Genomic DNA, 17,881 nt, shown 5'->3' on the forward strand with positions numbered 1-17,881 from the left:
CGGTCTATAATAGATTTTCCATCAGAATGGACGAAAATACATTCCCTGTAAATAGCTCGGGTGTAACTTTGTGATGTTAACAAATATTTAAGATCTCAGACCTATTTATGATCTACCCAATGTAAAACAACAATTGGTAGTTATAGCTTAAAATACGACATTAAATACTTACTGTTATTTGAAATCAGATGCCTTAATTAAATAAAATCAATACTAAATCAAGATAATCACATTTTTAAATTTTAATACCTAAATGAAGAATTCTCGAAAAAGAAAGCTTTTTGAAGCAAAAAGTTTATTGACAGTTCTGTTTTTGTGTCTGTCGATCGTGGTATTTGCTCAGACGAAAACCGTCAAGGGTACGGTTTTGGACGAAAGGGGCGAATCAATTATTGGAGCGAGTGTTTCGGTCAAAGGAACAACCACCGGAACTATTACCGATTTAGATGGAAAATTCACCATCAATACAAAGAACAATGACGTGTTAACTATATCTTATGTCGGATATATAGAACAATCAGTTTCTGTCGCTGGACAAACAGATTTGAAAATCATACTGAAAGAAGACTCTCAGGTTTTGGATGAGTTTGTGGTAGTCGGTTATGGTATTCAAAAGAAAAGCGATGTGACTGGAGCCATGATTAATCTTAGCTCGGAACAGCTTAAGAAAATGCCTGTAACTAATCCTTTGCAGGCTATGCAGGGTAAGGCGGCAGGGGTTGATATAACCTCTAATGAGCGTCCCGGAGAGCTTGGTGCTATCCGTATACGTGGAGAACGTTCACTTAATGCAAGCAACGGACCTTTGTATGTTGTTGATGGGATTCCCATGCAGGGGGTTGGTATTGAGAATCTTAATCCTTCTGATATAGAATCTATAGAGGTTTTGAAAGATGCTTCGGCTACTGCAATTTACGGTTCAAGAGGTGCAAATGGAGTTGTTCTTGTTACAACTAAAAGAGGAAAATCAGGATCTTTTTCTTTGAACTATTCAGGAACTTTATCTGTCGAAAAAATGTATGACAGAATGGATATGATGAATGCCGGAGAGTGGATTGATTATAGCCGTTTGGCAAAATACAGACAAGGTACATATACATCAGCTACTCCAAATTATGAATTAGATAAAAAAGTTTATGGTGGTGATCAGGCTTCATGGGCTAATTTCGAAAAAGGCTGGGTTGATGGAGTATGGGATGGCAGCCGTGTGCCGACAACCGACTGGACTAAATACGGGTTGCGTACAGCTTTAACACAAGAGCATACAATAAGTGCAAGTGGAGGTACCGAGAAGTTACAAGCTTACATGTCATTTGGATATCTTAATCAGAACGGGACTCAACCCGGACAAGGATATGAAAGATATACAGCTAAAGTTAGTGTAGATATTAATCCAACTAAATGGTTAAAGCTGGGATCATCGATAAACACTATGTGGGGTAGTCAAGAATATGGTTACAAGTTCAGAAAAAGTGCAACCGGTGCAGCTAGTTTATATGGTGCACTGCAAGGAATGTTACCATGGGCTGTACCTTATGACGAAAATGGCGATTATATCCGCACACCTGGAGGAGACGTTAATATAATTAACCCTATCAGAGAGTCGGATTTGAGCCGTAATCAGCGTAAGACTTTACGTGTAACCGGAAGTTTTTATGCTGAGATCAGTTTTACAAAAGATCTGAAATATCGAATGAATTTTGGACCCGACTTCTATAAATACCGCAATGGTATTTTTGAAGATAAAGCATCAATCAATGGTGATGGAAATAATTTAGGAGAATATAACACCGACGAAAAAAGATCATGGACTCTTGATAACCTGCTTTATTATAATAAAACATTCAATAAGAAACACGCTTTAGGAGTAACCTTGCTACAGAGTTCTTCAAAATCTCATAATGAGGGATCAAAAATGAAAGCAACAGGTTTGGCAACAAGTAGCGAACTGTGGTATAATTTAGGGTCTGCCGGAAACTTAACGTCATTTTCTACAGAATTGACAGAAACCCAGTTGATGTCTTATATGGCAAGGGTAAACTATAGTTTATCCGATAAGTATCTGTTGACAGCATCTGGACGTTGGGATGGAGCATCTCAGTTGGCTGATGGACATAAATGGTCATTCTTTCCTTCTGCTGCACTTGGCTGGCGTATCGAACAAGAAAAATTCATGCAGGATATTAAATGGGTAAGCCAGTTGAAACTTCGTTTTGGAGTCGGTACAACCGGGAACTCTGCTATAGATGCCTATGCTACCAAAGGCGCATTATCATCATTATATTATACATGGGGACCAAATTTAGAACAAGGTCTGGTATCATCTGATCCTTCAGCCAAAGATCCTATACCGATGGTTAACTCTAATCTGGGATGGGAGAAAACTACACAGTATAACTTAGGTTTGGATTTCTCTATATTTAATAACCGGTTAAGCGGTACTATTGATGTTTATAAATCTACAACAAAAGATCTGCTGATGCTGATGGCTTTACCGTTGGTAACAGGGTATCCTACAACATGGGCTAATATAGGAGAGACAGAAAATCATGGAGTTGATCTGACTTTAAACAGTATGAATATCGATACTAAAGACTTTACGTGGAACACAAGTTTAACCTTTTCTGCAGATAGAAATAAAATTACAAAGCTTGCTAATGGAAAACAACAAGATTTGAATAATAAGTGGTTTGTAGGAGAGCCTTTAGGTGTCTATTATGACTATGTATATGATGGTATTTGGAAAACTTCAGAAGCTGAAGAAGCAGCAAAATACGGAGCTAAACCAGGCGAAATAAGAGTGAAAGATTTGGATAACAGTGGAGATATTAATGCCAACTATGATAGAAAAATAGTAGGCTCCAAACGTCCCGACTGGTCTGCCGGTTTGATGAATACATTTACTTATAAGAACTGGGAATTTTCTTTCTTCCTGTATTCTCGTTGGGGCTTTACTGTAGAAACCGGAGCTGAAACTCTTTCGGGCAGATTCGCTATGCGTAAACTTGATTACTGGGTTGAAGGAACAAATGAAGACGCAAGATACTATGCACCGGGAACTAAAGGCGAATCGGGAGATACCTATAAGAGCACGATGAACTATCAGGATGGATCGTTCATTAAACTGAGAAATGTTTCTTTAGGATATAATGTAAATCCGGATCTATTGAAGAAGTTGGAGGTTAAGAATCTAAAAGTGTATGTTCAATGTATGAATCCTGGATTGGTTTACTCAAAATGCGATTGGATTGATCCGGACTTAGGTGGTTCTACATATAACAGAAGCCTGGTATTTGGTCTTAATGTAGGTTTTTAAGGTTTCAGAACTAGGATTTAAACAAGCTCTTAAAAGAAAAAACTATTATGAAAAAATATAAAAGTATAGCTTTAGGTATATTGACAGCATTTTCGGCTGTGGGTATTACTTCTTGCAGTGATTTTTTGGATGAGAATCTGATTACTCAGGAAAATCAAGATTCATATAATACAACAGCAGGATTGGATAAGTTGGTTACAGGAATGTATCAGACCCTGAAATTCCATTATAACTATGTATGGGCAATCACAACAACCCAGTTCGGGACAGATGAAATGGCTGTGGGTAATGATGCAACCGAAGCGGCATGGAATGACTACACCTCGGTCTTGAATTCGACCAATGGGCATGGTGTTGCAGAAGTATGGGATAATATGTATTCGGGTATAGCATCAGCTAATACCGTGATTCAGAATGTTCCCCAGTATTATGATAAGACAAGTAAAACCTATAATACACGTTTGGGTGAAGGATACTTTATCAGAGGATTTAATTACTTTAAATTGGTTCGTCAATATGGCGGTGTTCCTTTGCAATTAGTCCCCTTGTATAAACCTGTGACCGAATTTGCCAGGAGTTCGGCTGAGGAAACTTTAGCTCAGGTAATTTCAGATCTGAGAGCTGCATATAATTTGCTGCCCGAAAAACCCGATCAGACCGGGCGTGCAACAAAATGGGCTGCTGCTCATTTTCTGGCAAAAGCATATTTGTTTAGAGCCAGTGAAATAAATGACGGATGGAATTCTAAATCAAAAACTACAGATTTGGATTCGGTAATAATCTTTAGTAAAGAAGTTATTGCAGCACATCCTTTGTGTCCTGATTTTGCAAGCCTATGGGATTTTACAGCACCTAACAGCGCAAACGAATCTGTTTCTGAAGTTGTGTTGGCTGCCCAATTCTCAGATAATACTACTACTCAGGGTCGTTATGGTAATCAGTTGCATCTATATTATCCATCTGTATATCAAAATATGGCAGGATTGGCAAGAGATATCTCCGGAGGACGAGAGTTCAGCCGTCTACGTACAACTGATTATGCGATGGATGTTTATGACAGAGTAAATGATTCTCGATTCTGGAAAAGCTTTATAACAAGCTATAGATGTAATAAGCCCGATGGAGCTCCTCGATGGGATACTATTTGGGTCGATAAAAAACCTGTATGGATACCTTCCACATCGTTGATTGACTATGTAGATTCCAAAACCGGAAGAATTTATTTCAAGCGTAAATTTACAGGAGGTGAAGAAGCCATCCGTTATATTGTAAATAATGCAGGAGATGACCGCTATAATGACGTTGATATACAAAAGAGAAATTCTCATATGTTTGTCCGTTATTTCAAAGGCGAATCAAAAACATACACAGGAGCTCATGGTAATAATGGTACTTACGTGACAAAATCACGTTACGTAGCCTTAAGCAAATTCAGAGATGGCTCTCGTATTTCAATCGCGTCTCAATTTGGACAGAGGGATGGTATTTTAGCTCGTTCTGCAGAAGACTATTTAATGGTTGCAGAAGCTCTTGGCCGTCAGGGAAAATATAGTGAAGCATTACCATATATCAATGCATTACGTGAACGTGCAGGTTATGCTGACGGAGAAGTTCGTTCAAAGAATGTAGATGGCGGACAGGCTTATAAAAAGAACAGCTATATTACCAAAACAGGAGATGGAGGTGCCGGAACAGGGTATGCTGTGTATTCGGAAACAAATACATATTTCGAATCAAATAATATGCTGGAAGGCTCAACAACTGCAAGTACCAAATCTTCAATGAAGTTGACAAGCGTATCGGATATTCTTAATTCGAAAAACGATTTCTACACAGAATTGGGATGTTCTACTGAAGCTGAGAAGTTCTTATGTTTCATATTGAATGAAAGATCAAGAGAACTTATGGGTGAACTTTTGAGATGGGAAGATCTTTCCAGAACCAAAACTTTAGAGAAACGTTGGAAAACATTCAATGACGGATCTGTTAATGGAGGAGGAACATTTAATGCTGCTAAACATTATTTGCGCCCGATACCTCAGACATTCTTAGATGCACTAGAGAAAAATGGACAGGCATTAACTGCTGATGAAAAGCAAGCTGTACAAAATCCGGGATGGTAATTCTCTGATATTATTATATAGAACTAAGCCCGAACTGATTAGTAGGGCTTAGTTTTTACAATTTAAGTCATAGAAAGTATTTAATGATGTATTTAAAGTAAAACTGGTTCTTGCTGTTATGCATGAAAAGTTAACAAATAGGTCTAATACCTTAATACCTTTTAACCTATGAAAACAAGAAAATTTCTATTCTATTTTTATTTTGTATTGATCAATTTTTTCATATTCCCGAAGTCGGAGGCACAAACGAATTATGATTATACCAAACTTCAGAAGGAAAAACTAGGTAGAGGTATTGTTGCTATTAAAAAGAATCCACAAACCAATATTGTTACTTGGCGTTATTTATCATCCGACCCGATTAATACTACATTCAATGTATATCGAAACGGAGAAAAGATAAATACTTTGCCTTTGAATAATTCAACTTTTATAGAGGATAAAACATCCGAAAATAATGCTTTAATTTATACTGTAACTCCCGTGATAGAGGGAGTTGAACAAAACTCTTTATCTGCTCGCTATGTATTACCGGCAGATGCGCCCCAAGGTTACATAAACATTCCGTTGGATATTCCTGCAGGCGGAACTACACCCGACGGACAAACTTATACGTATTCGCCCAATGATGCCAGTATTGGAGATGTTGACGGAGATGGAGAATACGAGATCATATTGAAGTGGGATCCTTCTAATGCCCATGATAACTCACACAACGGATATACAGGTAATGTGTATTTCGATTGTTATAAACTAGACGGAACGAAGCTCTGGCGGATAGACTTAGGTCGGAATATTCGTGCAGGAGCACACTATACACAATTTATGGTTTACGATCTGGATGGAGATAATAAAGCCGAGATCGTAATGAAAACAGCTGACGGCACTACTGATGCCAAAGGCAATATCATAGGAAATAAGGATGCCGACTATCGAAACGAGAGAGGATATATTATCGAAGGGCATGAATATCTTACCGTTTTCAATGGATTGACCGGAGAGTCCATGCAAACGATAGATTATATACCTCAGCGAGGAGATGTCTGCAAATGGGGTGATTGCAAAGGAAACCGTGTTGACCGTTTTCTGGCTTGCATTGCTTATCTCGATGGAGTACACCCCAGTGTGGTGATGTGCCGAGGCTATTATACACGTACGGTATTGGCTGCTTTTGATTGGAGAGACGGCAAACTAACTAATCGCTGGGTATTCGATTCGAATACACCGGGCAATGAAAAGTATGCAGGACAGGGTAATCACAATCTGCGAGTAGGAGATGTGGATGGTGACGGCTGTGACGAAATTATATACGGATCGTGTGCTATTGATCACGATGGAAAAGGTCTTTACAGTACAGGTCTGGGACATGGTGATGCTTTACATATGACTGTTTTTGATCCAAGCAGGAAAGGTTTGCAGGTTTGGGATTGCCACGAAAATAAACGGGATGGCTCTACTTTCAGAGATGCTGCGACAGGAGAAGTTTTATTTCAGATACCATCACCAACAGATGTCGGACGCTGCATGGCGGCAGATATAGATCCCAATCATCCGGGAGTAGAAATGTGGTCAATAGACTCAAAAGGCATATATAATGTGCAAGGAAAGGTTATCAACCCATCTACAGCAGGGGTATCTATCAATATGGCATGCTGGTGGGACGGAGATTTATCGCGTGAATTACTTGATAAGATATCTATATCCAAGTATGATCCAGCCCAAGGAAAAAGCAATGTGATTTTTACAGGCGATGGTTGTGCTTGGAATAATGGTACGAAATCGAACCCTGCATTACAAGCCGATATTTTAGGCGATTGGAGAGAAGAGGTTCTTTACCGTACAGCAGATAATAAAAACCTGAGATTATATGTATCGACAGAACCTACAGATTATCGTTTCCATACATTTTTGGAAGATCCTGTGTACAGAATAAGTATAGCCACTCAGAATGTAGCATATAACCAGCCGACACAACCGGGATTTTATTTCGGGTCGGATTTGGGTAAAATGTTTAAAAATAAGGAAATCGTAACCAAAGAAGATCATTTGACTTTAGATGCCGGTATGGATTACGACAGTTACAGTTGGTCAGTCGGAGGCACGGAACGGGAGCGTACATTAACCACAAAAGATATCCCCGAAGGGAATCGAGCCCTAGTCTCGCTCAAAGTAACTTTTCGTGGATATGAGTTCTCCGACTATGTATATGTCACCTTAAAAGCTAAGTGAAAATGAAATTGTTAAGAATAATATTGATATGTGCTTTAAGCGGACTATCTTATGCTTCGGCATCGGATATAGGTCGGCTTTTCCCTTCTGAGAAGTATGTAATGATAGACCGCATTACAGGCAATCCGATAACAGTCCTGACTAGTGCAAAAACGAGTGATGCCAAATTGTATCAGACCCATCCTCAATGGACATCAGACGGCCAATTTATCATATTCAGGTCTTCGGATCGGTCTTCGGATAAGCATTCTCAGGCATTTGCCGTATCTGAAAGTACAGGAGATATAATACAACTGACCGATGGTGACGGTACGGGAACCGGGAGTCTGAATGTAGCCCGTTTATCAAACAAGCTCTATTATTTCAGAACGGAAAATAATATAAAATCATTGATCGAATTAAACCTCGATTCACTCATTAATGACAGTTACCGAAATTCGGTAAAAGAAAGAACTGCATATGAGAGATTTATTGCTAAATTACCGGATGATTTGGCCGAGTCGGGAGGCTTTACCCTCGATGCTGATGAAACTAAAGCATACGTAGGAGTGCGCAGGCTCGATGCGAAACCAACGATACAACACGACGATAGTTACAGAATAAAACAAGTACCATCAGGGATACGGATGATCGATTTACAAACAGGAAAGATTTCGTCAGTTATAGATGTGCCTTTTACCATGGGGCATTTGCAGGCTAACCCCTTTGTTGCCGGAGAGATACTCTATTGTCAGGAAACAGGTGGAGATGCTCCGCAACGGATGTGGATAGTACAAGCCGACGGATCAGGCAACAGACCCTTGTATGTAGAAACTCCTGATGATTGGGTGACTCATGAAACATGGGTCGATAAAGACCATGTTTACTTCAATGTTATGGGGCATCTGGATCGTTTGAGAACAAAAGCCACGGGATTATTCAGTATCAATGTACGTACAAACAAGATACAGGTACTGGGTCAACTGGACTATGGTTCGGGATTCTGGCATTGCGGAGGAACATCGGATGGTAAATGGGCTGCTTCTGATAATTTCGAAGGAGAGGTTTATCTCATTAATTGTCACACCGGAGAACGTACCCTGCTGACAGCCGATCATAAAATGAAACCCGATCATACACATCCGTCTTTCAGTCCGGACAATAAACGTATACTGATTCAATCAGGATATGTGACCGATGGACAAAAACTCGATCTGATGATTGTAAACATTCCTCCTTATCTGAATAAATAAGTAACAATAATATATAGAAGAAAGATCAGACCATGAAAAAGTCTTATAAACAAGTTTTACTGGTATCTCTCCTGATAGCGAATGGTATTAACGCATTCGCTCAGAAGAATCAGCATGATAAAGTAAATGATTTTAATACACCGCTTCATCTATTGGCTCCGGATTATAAGCGGCCATACGGGGAAGTGTCGACAGCTGACATAAAAAAATCATTAGACAGGGTTCTTAAATATCTGGATGAAGTAACTCCTGCAAAAGTTGTTAATAAGGATAACCATCAGGAAATTAAAGATTTTTCGAAAATAGATAAAGATTCACAGCTCGACAGAGGTGCATTCCGCCTTGCCAGTTACGAATGGGGAGTAACCTATTCGGGCATGCTTGAAGTGGCGGCTGCAACATCCGACAGCAGTTATTATAACTATGTGAAAGACCGCTTTAAATTCTTGGCGGAAGCAGCTCCTCAATTTAAGCGGATTATGAATGATTATGGGGTTATAGATCCTCAGATGAAGCAGTTGCTGACACCTCATGCCCTTGATGATGCCGGAGCAATGTGTGCGGCAATGATAAAACTTCAGCAATCGGAAAAACTCGATTTTGATCTTCGGAGTATTATCGATAATTACATGAACTATATCATGTACAAAGAATATCGATTATACGATGGAACATTTGCCCGTAAACGTCCTCAGATGAATACCCTGTGGCTCGATGATATGTATATGAGTGTACCTGCCATTGCCCAAATGGGAAAATTGACAGGAGAGGATAAGTATTACAATGAAGCAGTTAAGCAGATCAAACAATTCTCCGACCGTATGTTTGTGAAAGAAAAAGGTTTGTATATGCATGGCTGGGTAGAATCGATGGATGATCATCCTGCTTTTTTCTGGGGGCGTGCTAATGGATGGGCGGTACTGACGATGACGGAAGTTCTGGATGTCCTTCCCGAAAGTCATCCCGACAGACCTAAAGTGTTGGCTCAGTTGCGGGCGCACATCAAAGGAATTGCTTCTTATCAGTCGGGTGAAGGGTTCTGGCATCAGCTATTAGATCGTAATGACTCATATCTCGAAACATCAGCCACAGCTATCTATGTATACTGTATTGCTCATGCTATTAATAAGGGGTGGATAGATCCATTGGCTTATGGTCCGGTGGCTCAACTCGGATGGAATGCGGTATCATCGACTATCAATGCTCAGGGGCAAGTAGAAGGTACTTGCGTGGGTACGGGCATGGCATTCGATCCGGCGTTTTATTACTATCGTCCGGTAAATGTATATGCTGCGCATGGCTATGGCCCTGTATTATTGGCAGGTGCAGAAATGATAAAATTACAGAACAGATTATACCCCAGAATGAATGATAGTGCTGTTCAGTACTATACATCACCACAACGTACGGCAGCACCTATCTTCAGTATAGAAGATTCAAGCCGCCCGGAAGATATTGTAGCGGGAAGTACCCGTAAAAATGAAAAAGCCCCTGTTGTGTTTCTTATAGGAGATTCAACCGTAAAAAACGGACGAGGAAAAGGTGATGGTGGTCAATGGGGATGGGGAAGTTTCTTCGACCGGTTCTTCGATACCTCACGTATCAGTGTTGAAAATCATGCATTGGGAGGACGAAGCAGCCGTTCCTTTTTTACCGAAGGATTATGGGATAAAGTATTACCCGGATTGAAAAAGGGAGATTACTTGTTTATCCAGTTCGGGCATAATGATGGAGGACCTCTTAATACTGGCCGTGCTAGAGCTTCGCTGAAAGGGACAGGCGAAGAATCCGAAACTGTAATTATGGAACGTAACGGAGGCCCCGAAGAAGTATTTACTTACGGGCACTATCTACGATTGTATATCCGTCAGGCTAAAGCGGTAGGTGCAATCCCTATAGTTTTATCTCCTACTCCAGGTAACCGATGGACAGACGGGAAAGCAAACCGGATGACAGCATCTTATACCCAATGGGCTAAAGAGGTTGCACAGCAAGAGGGTGTAGAATTTATCGACCTGAACGATATCTCAGCCGATAAATTAGATAAACTCGGAGAAACTCAAGGTCGTCTGTTGTTTAAAGACAGTGTCCATACGACTGAAGAAGGAGCGTTAATAAACGGAGAATCTGTTATTGAAGGTTTGAAAAATATATCAGGTTTTTCATTGAATCAATATCTGAAAAAATAAGGTCTGTACTTTAAATTAATATACGATGAATAAAATAATAAATGGGTCTGTGATCCTGATAATATGCTTGACTCTTTTCTGTATTCCTGATGTGGCTGCGAAGAAAGGAGCAAAAATTGCAGATAAACCATTATTCAGAGATACAAAATATGATGGAGCCGCCGATCCCGTCATAATTTGGAATAAAAAAGAGAAGTGCTGGTTTATGTTTTATACCAACCGCCGTGCTAATCTCGAAAAAGCAGTAGGTGTTGATTGGGTACATGGTACACCTATCGGCATCGCCAAATCGACAGACGGAGGAGCAACATGGCAGTATAAATGTGATGCTGTGATCAATTACGGTGAATCCGATTATACATTCTGGGCTCCTGATATTGTTGAATATGAAGGCAGGTATCATATGTTTCTGACGGTTGTACCCGGTACTTTCACCGATTGGAAACATCCCCGTTCTATCGTTCAGCTCGAAAGCGATGATCTGATAAACTGGCAGCCTGTAGAAGAGATGAAACTGGCTTCGGATAAGGTTATAGACGCAGGCATATTCAAAGCGAAAGACGGCTGGTGGTATATGTATTATAATAACGAAAAAGACCGTAAATCGATATATGCAGTAAAGAGCAAAGATCTTAAAAACTGGGAAGATGCAGGAAAAGTTGTAGGGGATAAATCGGGTGAAGGACCAAAAGTGTTTTACTGGAAAGACCGTTATTTTATGATTGTCGACAATTGGGATGGTTTGGGTGTTTACACCTCTGCCGATCTCAAAAACTGGGTACGTCAACCTGAAAATATACTCAAGAATCCGGGTAAAGGAGCAGACGATGCGACCAAAGGTCTGCATGCCGATGTGGTTGTCAACAATGGAAAAGCATATATCTTTTATTTTACACATCCGGGACGTTTACCCGAGGCTGTAGATTCTTATGAGACGCGCAGAAGCTCTATACAAGTGGCTGAATTGGAATATATAGATGGTAAGATCGTATGTGACAGGGATAAGCCTGTACTCATAAATCTCCGGCCATAGTATGTAAGAATATTTCTAGGCTTTTGTACGAAATTGCATTGATAAGAAAAACCTATAAATCTATTTTTGTTGAATCATAAATGAAGTGAATAGCATGAAAAGACAAGCATTCAAAATGTATTTGAAACCGGGTTTCGAATCCGAATATGAAAAACGCCATAATGCGATTTGGCCTGAGTTGAGAGCTTTACTGAAAGAGACCGGAGTTTCTGATTATTCTATCTTTTGGGATAAAGAGACTAACGTATTATTTGCTTATCAGATAGTTGATGGAGGCAGTTCTTCACAGGATTTAGGCGATAATCCCATCGTCCAGAAATGGTGGGCTTATATGGCTGATATAATGGATACGAATGAAGATAATTCGCCGATAACGATCCCTTTGACAGAAGTCTTCCATATGGACTGAGAGCCTTTGATGAAATAATACAAGGATATGTATATTGAACAATATCCTTTTAGTTGATAAGAGACTTGGGTTGTTTTACTTACCAAAACAATATAGGTATGAGACCTTAGAAGGGCTGTGGCATACATGGCTTGAGTTTGTTTTGTCTTTAAGATCTTACAAAATGAAAAGAATACAATTAATAGTACTTTTGATTATTACATGTATATCGGGTGCGGCAGCTTCCGGAAAATATGTGCGTGTATTTGACTTTACAGGTGGGGAATTGGGGCAAAAAGAACCTGTAAATAGTTCAACGATATATGGATTAAACTCAGGATTTGGATACGATCTGGGAACCGGACAGAAAGATGGCGAACCTTTTTTCTTTTCGGTGGATGTTCCCGAAGGTAATTACAGGGTCACTGTAACTTTAGGAGATAAAGATGCCGAAAGCTGTACTACGGTTAAATCCGAATCGCGCAGATTAATGCTCGAAAATATAACCACAGCCAAGGGAAAATATAAAACATACACTTTTACTGTAAACGTACGCAATACAAAGATAGGAGAAACCGACTCGGTACGTATCAAACCGAGAGAAGTCGGAAAATTGATATGGGATAACAAACTTACACTTGAATTTAACGGAGACAATCCTTCTGTAACACAAATTAAAATAGAAAAAGTTGATAATCTGGTAACCCTTTTTCTCGCCGGAGATTCTACGGTTGTAGACGAAGCCAACGAACCTTGGAGCGGGTGGGGGCAGCTGCTTCCGCGTTTTCTGTCGTCGGATATTTCTGTCGCTAATTATGCCGAATCGGGAGAAGCCGCAAATAGTTTTGTTTCGTCTAAACGTTTTGCAAAACTATTATCGGAAATGAAAGCCGGAGATTATCTGTTTATTCAGTTCGGTCATAACGATCAGAAACAAAAGGGAGAAGGAAAAGGCCCTTATGCCAGCTATACCCGTGATCTAAAATACCTGATTGACGAAGCTCGTGCAAAAGGAGGAATACCTGTGCTTATCACGTCAATGAACCGCCGCACCTTCGATAGCGAAGGTAAAATAACGAATAGTCATGGTGATTATCCGGATGCCGTACGAAAATTGGCTAAACAAGAAAATGTAGCGTTAATAGACCTTAATGCGATGAGTAAAACCTTATACGAAGCATGGGGCGATGAAGGTTCAAAGAAAGCATTCGTTCATTTTCCGGCAGGTACATTTCCGGGTCAAGACAAAGATTTGGCGGATAACACCCATTTTAATCCTTATGGAGGATATGAACTGGCTAAATGTATTATTCAGGGGATAATTGACAATAATATTCCGGTAAAGAAATACATCGTGAAGGATTTTAAAGGATTCGATCCTGCACATCCTGATGCGTTCGATTCGGTTCGCATACCACGTTCGCCATTGTATTCGATGGTAAAACCCGATGGAAATTGAGGTGCTGACGGTTCCTGAAGTGCCAGACCACAAGACAAGAAATAATCGCAAAATAATAAAAAGGGTCTAATGACCTTAAGATAAAAATAAAACGCATGAAACGATCAGCAATTCTACTGATGGGAGTATTCACTCTTATGGCCGGCTCTGTTTTTGCTCAACGCACTGATGAAGAGTGTATCAGGGCAGTAGCCGATAATATTTTAAAGCAACCTGTAACCCAGTTTGTAGGAGTAAAAACGAAAGCTACTTATAACAGTACAAAAGAAATACCGAAGGGTGAAGATGTAACGTTTAAAAGCCCGCTCAGTGAATGGCATTATTCTAACGGGGTACTGGATATGAGTATGATTAATTTAGGTAAGTATCTGAATGAACCTAAATATATTGATTATGCGAAAAATCATGTGGCTTTTGGTTTTGCCAATTACGAGTACTTCAAAAAAACATTCAGAGGAGACCGCAAACACTGGCACTGGGCTTTCGGACAGTTGTGGAACACCAAAGAACTGGACGACTGCGGAGCGATGGGTGCAGCCGTTATCAATGTATATCAGTTGGATGCAAAGAAAGAATATAAAGCATACATAGATACTGCGGCTCAGCATATTTTGTACGGACAGCACCGCCTTACAGATGGAACTCTGGCTCGTACATTTCCTCGTAATATGACAGTTTGGGCAGATGACGTTTACATGAGCGTGTCGTTTCTTTCGCAGATGGGAAAACTTACCGGAGAACGTAAGTATTACGATGATGCAGCAACGCAGATTATCAATATCTCAAACTATCTGTGGTGTCCCGAAAAGCAGCTGTTCTACCATTGTTATTACACTGATCTGAAAAGAAATGGTGTTGCTTTCTGGGGACGTGCCAATGGCTGGATCACCGTATCGTTGGTGATGCTGCTGGATGTACTGCCTCAGGATCATCCGAAACGTGCCGAATTGATCGCTTTGTTAGATAAGCAGATTGTAGGTGTTTCGCGTTATCAGAATGCCAATGGTATGTGGAATCAATTATTGGATAAATCCGAATCGTATGACGAATCTTCAGCTACCGCCATGTATGTCTGGGGGATAGCCAAAGGGATAAATAACAAATGGCTGGATCCGGATTATGCCCGTATTGCATTGGCAGGATGGGATGCCTTGAAAAATACCCAGATTACCGAAGACGGACATTTCAAGAATGTCTGTGTCGGTACAGGTATAACTGATGATCTTCCTTTTTATTATAATCGTCCGGTCGGAGAAAATGAAAAGCATGGTTTGGGTCTGATTATCGAAACCGGAATCGAAGTAATGAAATTGAAGAAACAATCGGTAAAATAAGCATGAAAAATAGAATCAGAATATTACCGATGCTATTATGCTGGGTGCTGTTGTCGGTCACGGCAACAGCCCGGATACCCGATTTAGCATGGATAAAAACAGTCGGAGCCCGTACCGTTCCTCAAGGCACATCCGTTTTTAATGTGTCGGATTACGGTGCTAATCCCGACGGTGTAACAATTAACACAAAAGCGATACAAAAGGCAATAGATGATTGTGCGTCCAAGGGCGGAGGTGTTGTGACATTCTCTCCTGGGCGTTATCTGACAGGATCAATTTACGTAAAAGAGGGAGTAAACTTTAACATTCCTAAGGGCGTGATTTTATTAGGCAGTCAGAATCTGGATGATTATCCGGAAATGGATACCAGGGTTGCCGGAATAGAAATGCGCTGGCCGTCGGCTTTAATCAATGTTCTCGATCAGAAAAATGTATTGATAAGCGGCGATGGAGTAGTACATGCTCAGGGCAAAGTATTCTGGGATTCTTATTGGGCTTTGCGCAAAGATTATGAAGCCAGAGGATTGCGTTGGATTGTAGATTATGACAGCAAACGTCCTCGGACATTACTGGTTTCGCGTTCCTCAGATGTTACGATTAAAGATGTGACTTTTCAGCAGGCGGGATTCTGGACTATTCAACTTTTATATTCTACACAATGTACTGTAGATGGTGTTATTATCCAGAATAATGTAGGAGGTCATGGTCCCAGCACCGATGGTGTGGATATTGACTCTTCATCACAGATATTGGTTCAAAATTGTGATATTGATTGCAATGATGATAACTTTTGCCTGAAATCGGGGCGCGATGCCGATGGTTTGAGAGTAAACCGTCCGACAGAATATGTCGTTATACGTGATTGTGTGTCACGGGCAGGTGGCGGACTTCTGACTTGCGGCAGTGAAACATCGGGAGGAATCCGCTATGTGTATGCCGAAAATCTCAAAGCAAAAGGAACAAATGTTGGAATACGTTTAAAATCGGCTATGAACCGAGGAGGAACAACCGAGCATATTTATATAAAAAATATAGAAATGGATGATGTCGGTACTGTTTTCGAAGCTTCCATGAACTGGAATCCGGCATACAGTTATTCGACTTTGCCTAAAGAATATGAAGGAAAACCGATTCCGGAACATTGGAAAAAAATGCTGGAGAAAGTGGATACAAAAGCGGGAACTCCTTATTTTAATGATGTTTATTTGTCGGATTTCAAAGTGACAAATTCACGAAGTATGATGAGTGTGTCGGGGAGTAAGGAATCTCAGATGCGTAATTTCCATTTTTCGGATATTGATGCTGACGTTGAGCATGTCGGTAATATTGTTTTTGCGAAAGACTGGACTTTCGAGAATGTAAATATTAAGGCGAGAGATCAAAAGCCGGCTTCGGTCAAAAACTCCTCAAATGTTGTTTTTCCGGTACATTTGGCTATGAAAGATGTGAAATTCTCTCATAAATTAAAATCGGGGCAGCGATCTATTGTTGCAGCCGATCATCCTGAATTTGCTTTTTATCTGCCCGAAATGGCAGGGAATCTGAAATTCGGGGTTATAGTCGGAAAGAAAAGCAAATGGTTCAGTGAATTTGCCTTAAAGAATTCTTCTGGCGGCAACGGCATTGTAAACTATACTCTTTCGGATGCTATTCTTGGCAAAGGTTCGATTGATCTAAAAGTTGTGTCGCTAGCCGATACTGACGGAATAGTATTGCAGGTGTCTGGACAAAGCCTTCCTGCCGAAGTAAAACTATTTTGGTCATATGGAGGGGCTTACGGTCAGATATTGTCCGAAAAAGAGTCAGGGGCATTAAAGCCCGTTTATTGCAAAGATAATATCTTCAGTGTTGAGCATACTGCGTTTACATTGTATTATGGCGAGAGTATGAAATTGAAGGTTATAAATATGATTGCTCCCATAACTTCGGAAATAAGATTGTCGGATGCCTTTATGCAGGATTCTCCGTTAGCTTTTTTCGAATCGGGAAAAGAAACTTATGCTCCGGCATTGGCAGCGGCTTTGCCTTTAGCCAATGGTGTAAATGAATACTTCTGTGTCTATAAACAGAATGATAAAGCAGACTACAACCATTTTATGCTGCCTGAATTATTTAAGGTGTCAGTAAAAAAGGGGAATCAGTAGCTGAAAAATGTTCTTTAATATTATGCTATTTACTACGCGCAATCAGAGATTGCTTGTGTTCCTTTTGGCCAAAGCCCCAAAAGGAACCAAAAAGTCTTTGGCGCTTCGAGGCTCTGCCTATCTGACTACGTTCACGGGCGAAACTAAATAAAACTCGCCTTTCAGGCTCAAACAACATTTAGTTTTAATGCCCGTTTCACTGGTCAGATTACGGCTTCACCTCTGTATGCGCCCAAGCTGACGCCAGACAACGGCTTGCGACAGTCCACAAAAGGGTCTGTGCCCCCTCGTCCGTCAGGCTCTCGACATCGGCGGAAGACCGGGGCACCCGCTGCTCGAAGAAAGCGTTAAAAGACAAATGGATATCAGCGATAATCATTTTTATTTGTCTTAGCATTCGAGGGCTGAGCGGGTCGGGATGCAGACGCAGTCTT

At 40.5% G+C, this 17,881-nt stretch carries 10 protein-coding genes and 1 pseudogene; all 11 read left to right on the forward strand.

Annotated elements, in window-relative coordinates; all coding sequences use genetic code 11:
• The first annotated feature begins 253 nt into the window (after positions 1 to 253).
• A complete protein-coding gene (locus tag AABJ51_RS16155; RefSeq protein ID WP_026628042.1) occupies positions 254 to 3,316 on the forward strand; it encodes a SusC/RagA family TonB-linked outer membrane protein in 3,063 nt (1,020 codons plus the stop codon).
• Positions 3,317 to 3,363: 47 nt separating this feature from the next.
• Entirely contained in the window at positions 3,364 to 5,439 is a 2,076-nt protein-coding gene (locus tag AABJ51_RS16160; RefSeq protein ID WP_026628043.1) for a RagB/SusD family nutrient uptake outer membrane protein, read from the forward strand.
• A gap of 168 nt (positions 5,440 to 5,607) precedes the next feature.
• Complete coding sequence (locus AABJ51_RS16165) at positions 5,608 to 7,668, forward strand: rhamnogalacturonan lyase (RefSeq protein ID WP_338373383.1); 2,061 nt, start codon at positions 5,608 to 5,610, stop codon at positions 7,666 to 7,668.
• A 2-nt stretch (positions 7,669 to 7,670) separates the two neighbouring features.
• Entirely contained in the window at positions 7,671 to 8,900 is a 1,230-nt protein-coding gene (locus tag AABJ51_RS16170) for an oligogalacturonate lyase family protein (RefSeq protein ID WP_338373384.1), read from the forward strand.
• Between the two features lie 32 nt (positions 8,901 to 8,932).
• A pseudogene (locus AABJ51_RS16175) lies at positions 8,933 to 10,336 on the forward strand (glycoside hydrolase family 88/105 protein); the annotation flags it as partial.
• A gap of 60 nt (positions 10,337 to 10,396) precedes the next feature.
• Positions 10,397 to 11,089, forward strand: a complete 693-nt coding sequence (locus AABJ51_RS16180) for a rhamnogalacturonan acetylesterase (protein ID WP_338376027.1) — start codon at positions 10,397 to 10,399, stop codon at positions 11,087 to 11,089.
• A gap of 25 nt (positions 11,090 to 11,114) precedes the next feature.
• The gene (locus AABJ51_RS16185; RefSeq protein WP_338373385.1) at positions 11,115 to 12,122 is read left to right on the forward strand and encodes a family 43 glycosylhydrolase; all 1,008 of its coding nucleotides are present in this window, start codon (positions 11,115 to 11,117) and stop codon (positions 12,120 to 12,122) included.
• Positions 12,123 to 12,216: 94 nt separating this feature from the next.
• Complete coding sequence (gene rhaM / locus AABJ51_RS16190) at positions 12,217 to 12,531, forward strand: L-rhamnose mutarotase (RefSeq protein WP_026628046.1); 315 nt, start codon at positions 12,217 to 12,219, stop codon at positions 12,529 to 12,531.
• Positions 12,532 to 12,694: 163 nt separating this feature from the next.
• Entirely contained in the window at positions 12,695 to 13,969 is a 1,275-nt protein-coding gene (locus tag AABJ51_RS16195) for a rhamnogalacturonan acetylesterase (RefSeq protein WP_338373386.1), read from the forward strand.
• A 95-nt stretch (positions 13,970 to 14,064) separates the two neighbouring features.
• Positions 14,065 to 15,303 carry a glycoside hydrolase family 88/105 protein gene (locus AABJ51_RS16200; protein ID WP_338373387.1) on the forward strand — a complete coding sequence of 413 codons (1,239 nt, stop codon included), beginning with the start codon at positions 14,065 to 14,067 and terminating at the stop codon, positions 15,301 to 15,303.
• Positions 15,304 to 15,305: 2 nt separating this feature from the next.
• The gene (locus tag AABJ51_RS16205; RefSeq protein WP_338373388.1) at positions 15,306 to 17,447 is read left to right on the forward strand and encodes a DUF4450 domain-containing protein; all 2,142 of its coding nucleotides are present in this window, start codon (positions 15,306 to 15,308) and stop codon (positions 17,445 to 17,447) included.
• Positions 17,448 to 17,881 lie beyond the last annotated feature (434 nt).

Origin of the sequence: Indolivaga capnocytophagoides (genome assembly GCF_036511535.1) — a bacterium.
Taxonomy (GTDB): domain Bacteria; phylum Bacteroidota; class Bacteroidia; order Bacteroidales; family Dysgonomonadaceae; genus Dysgonomonas_A; species Dysgonomonas_A capnocytophagoides.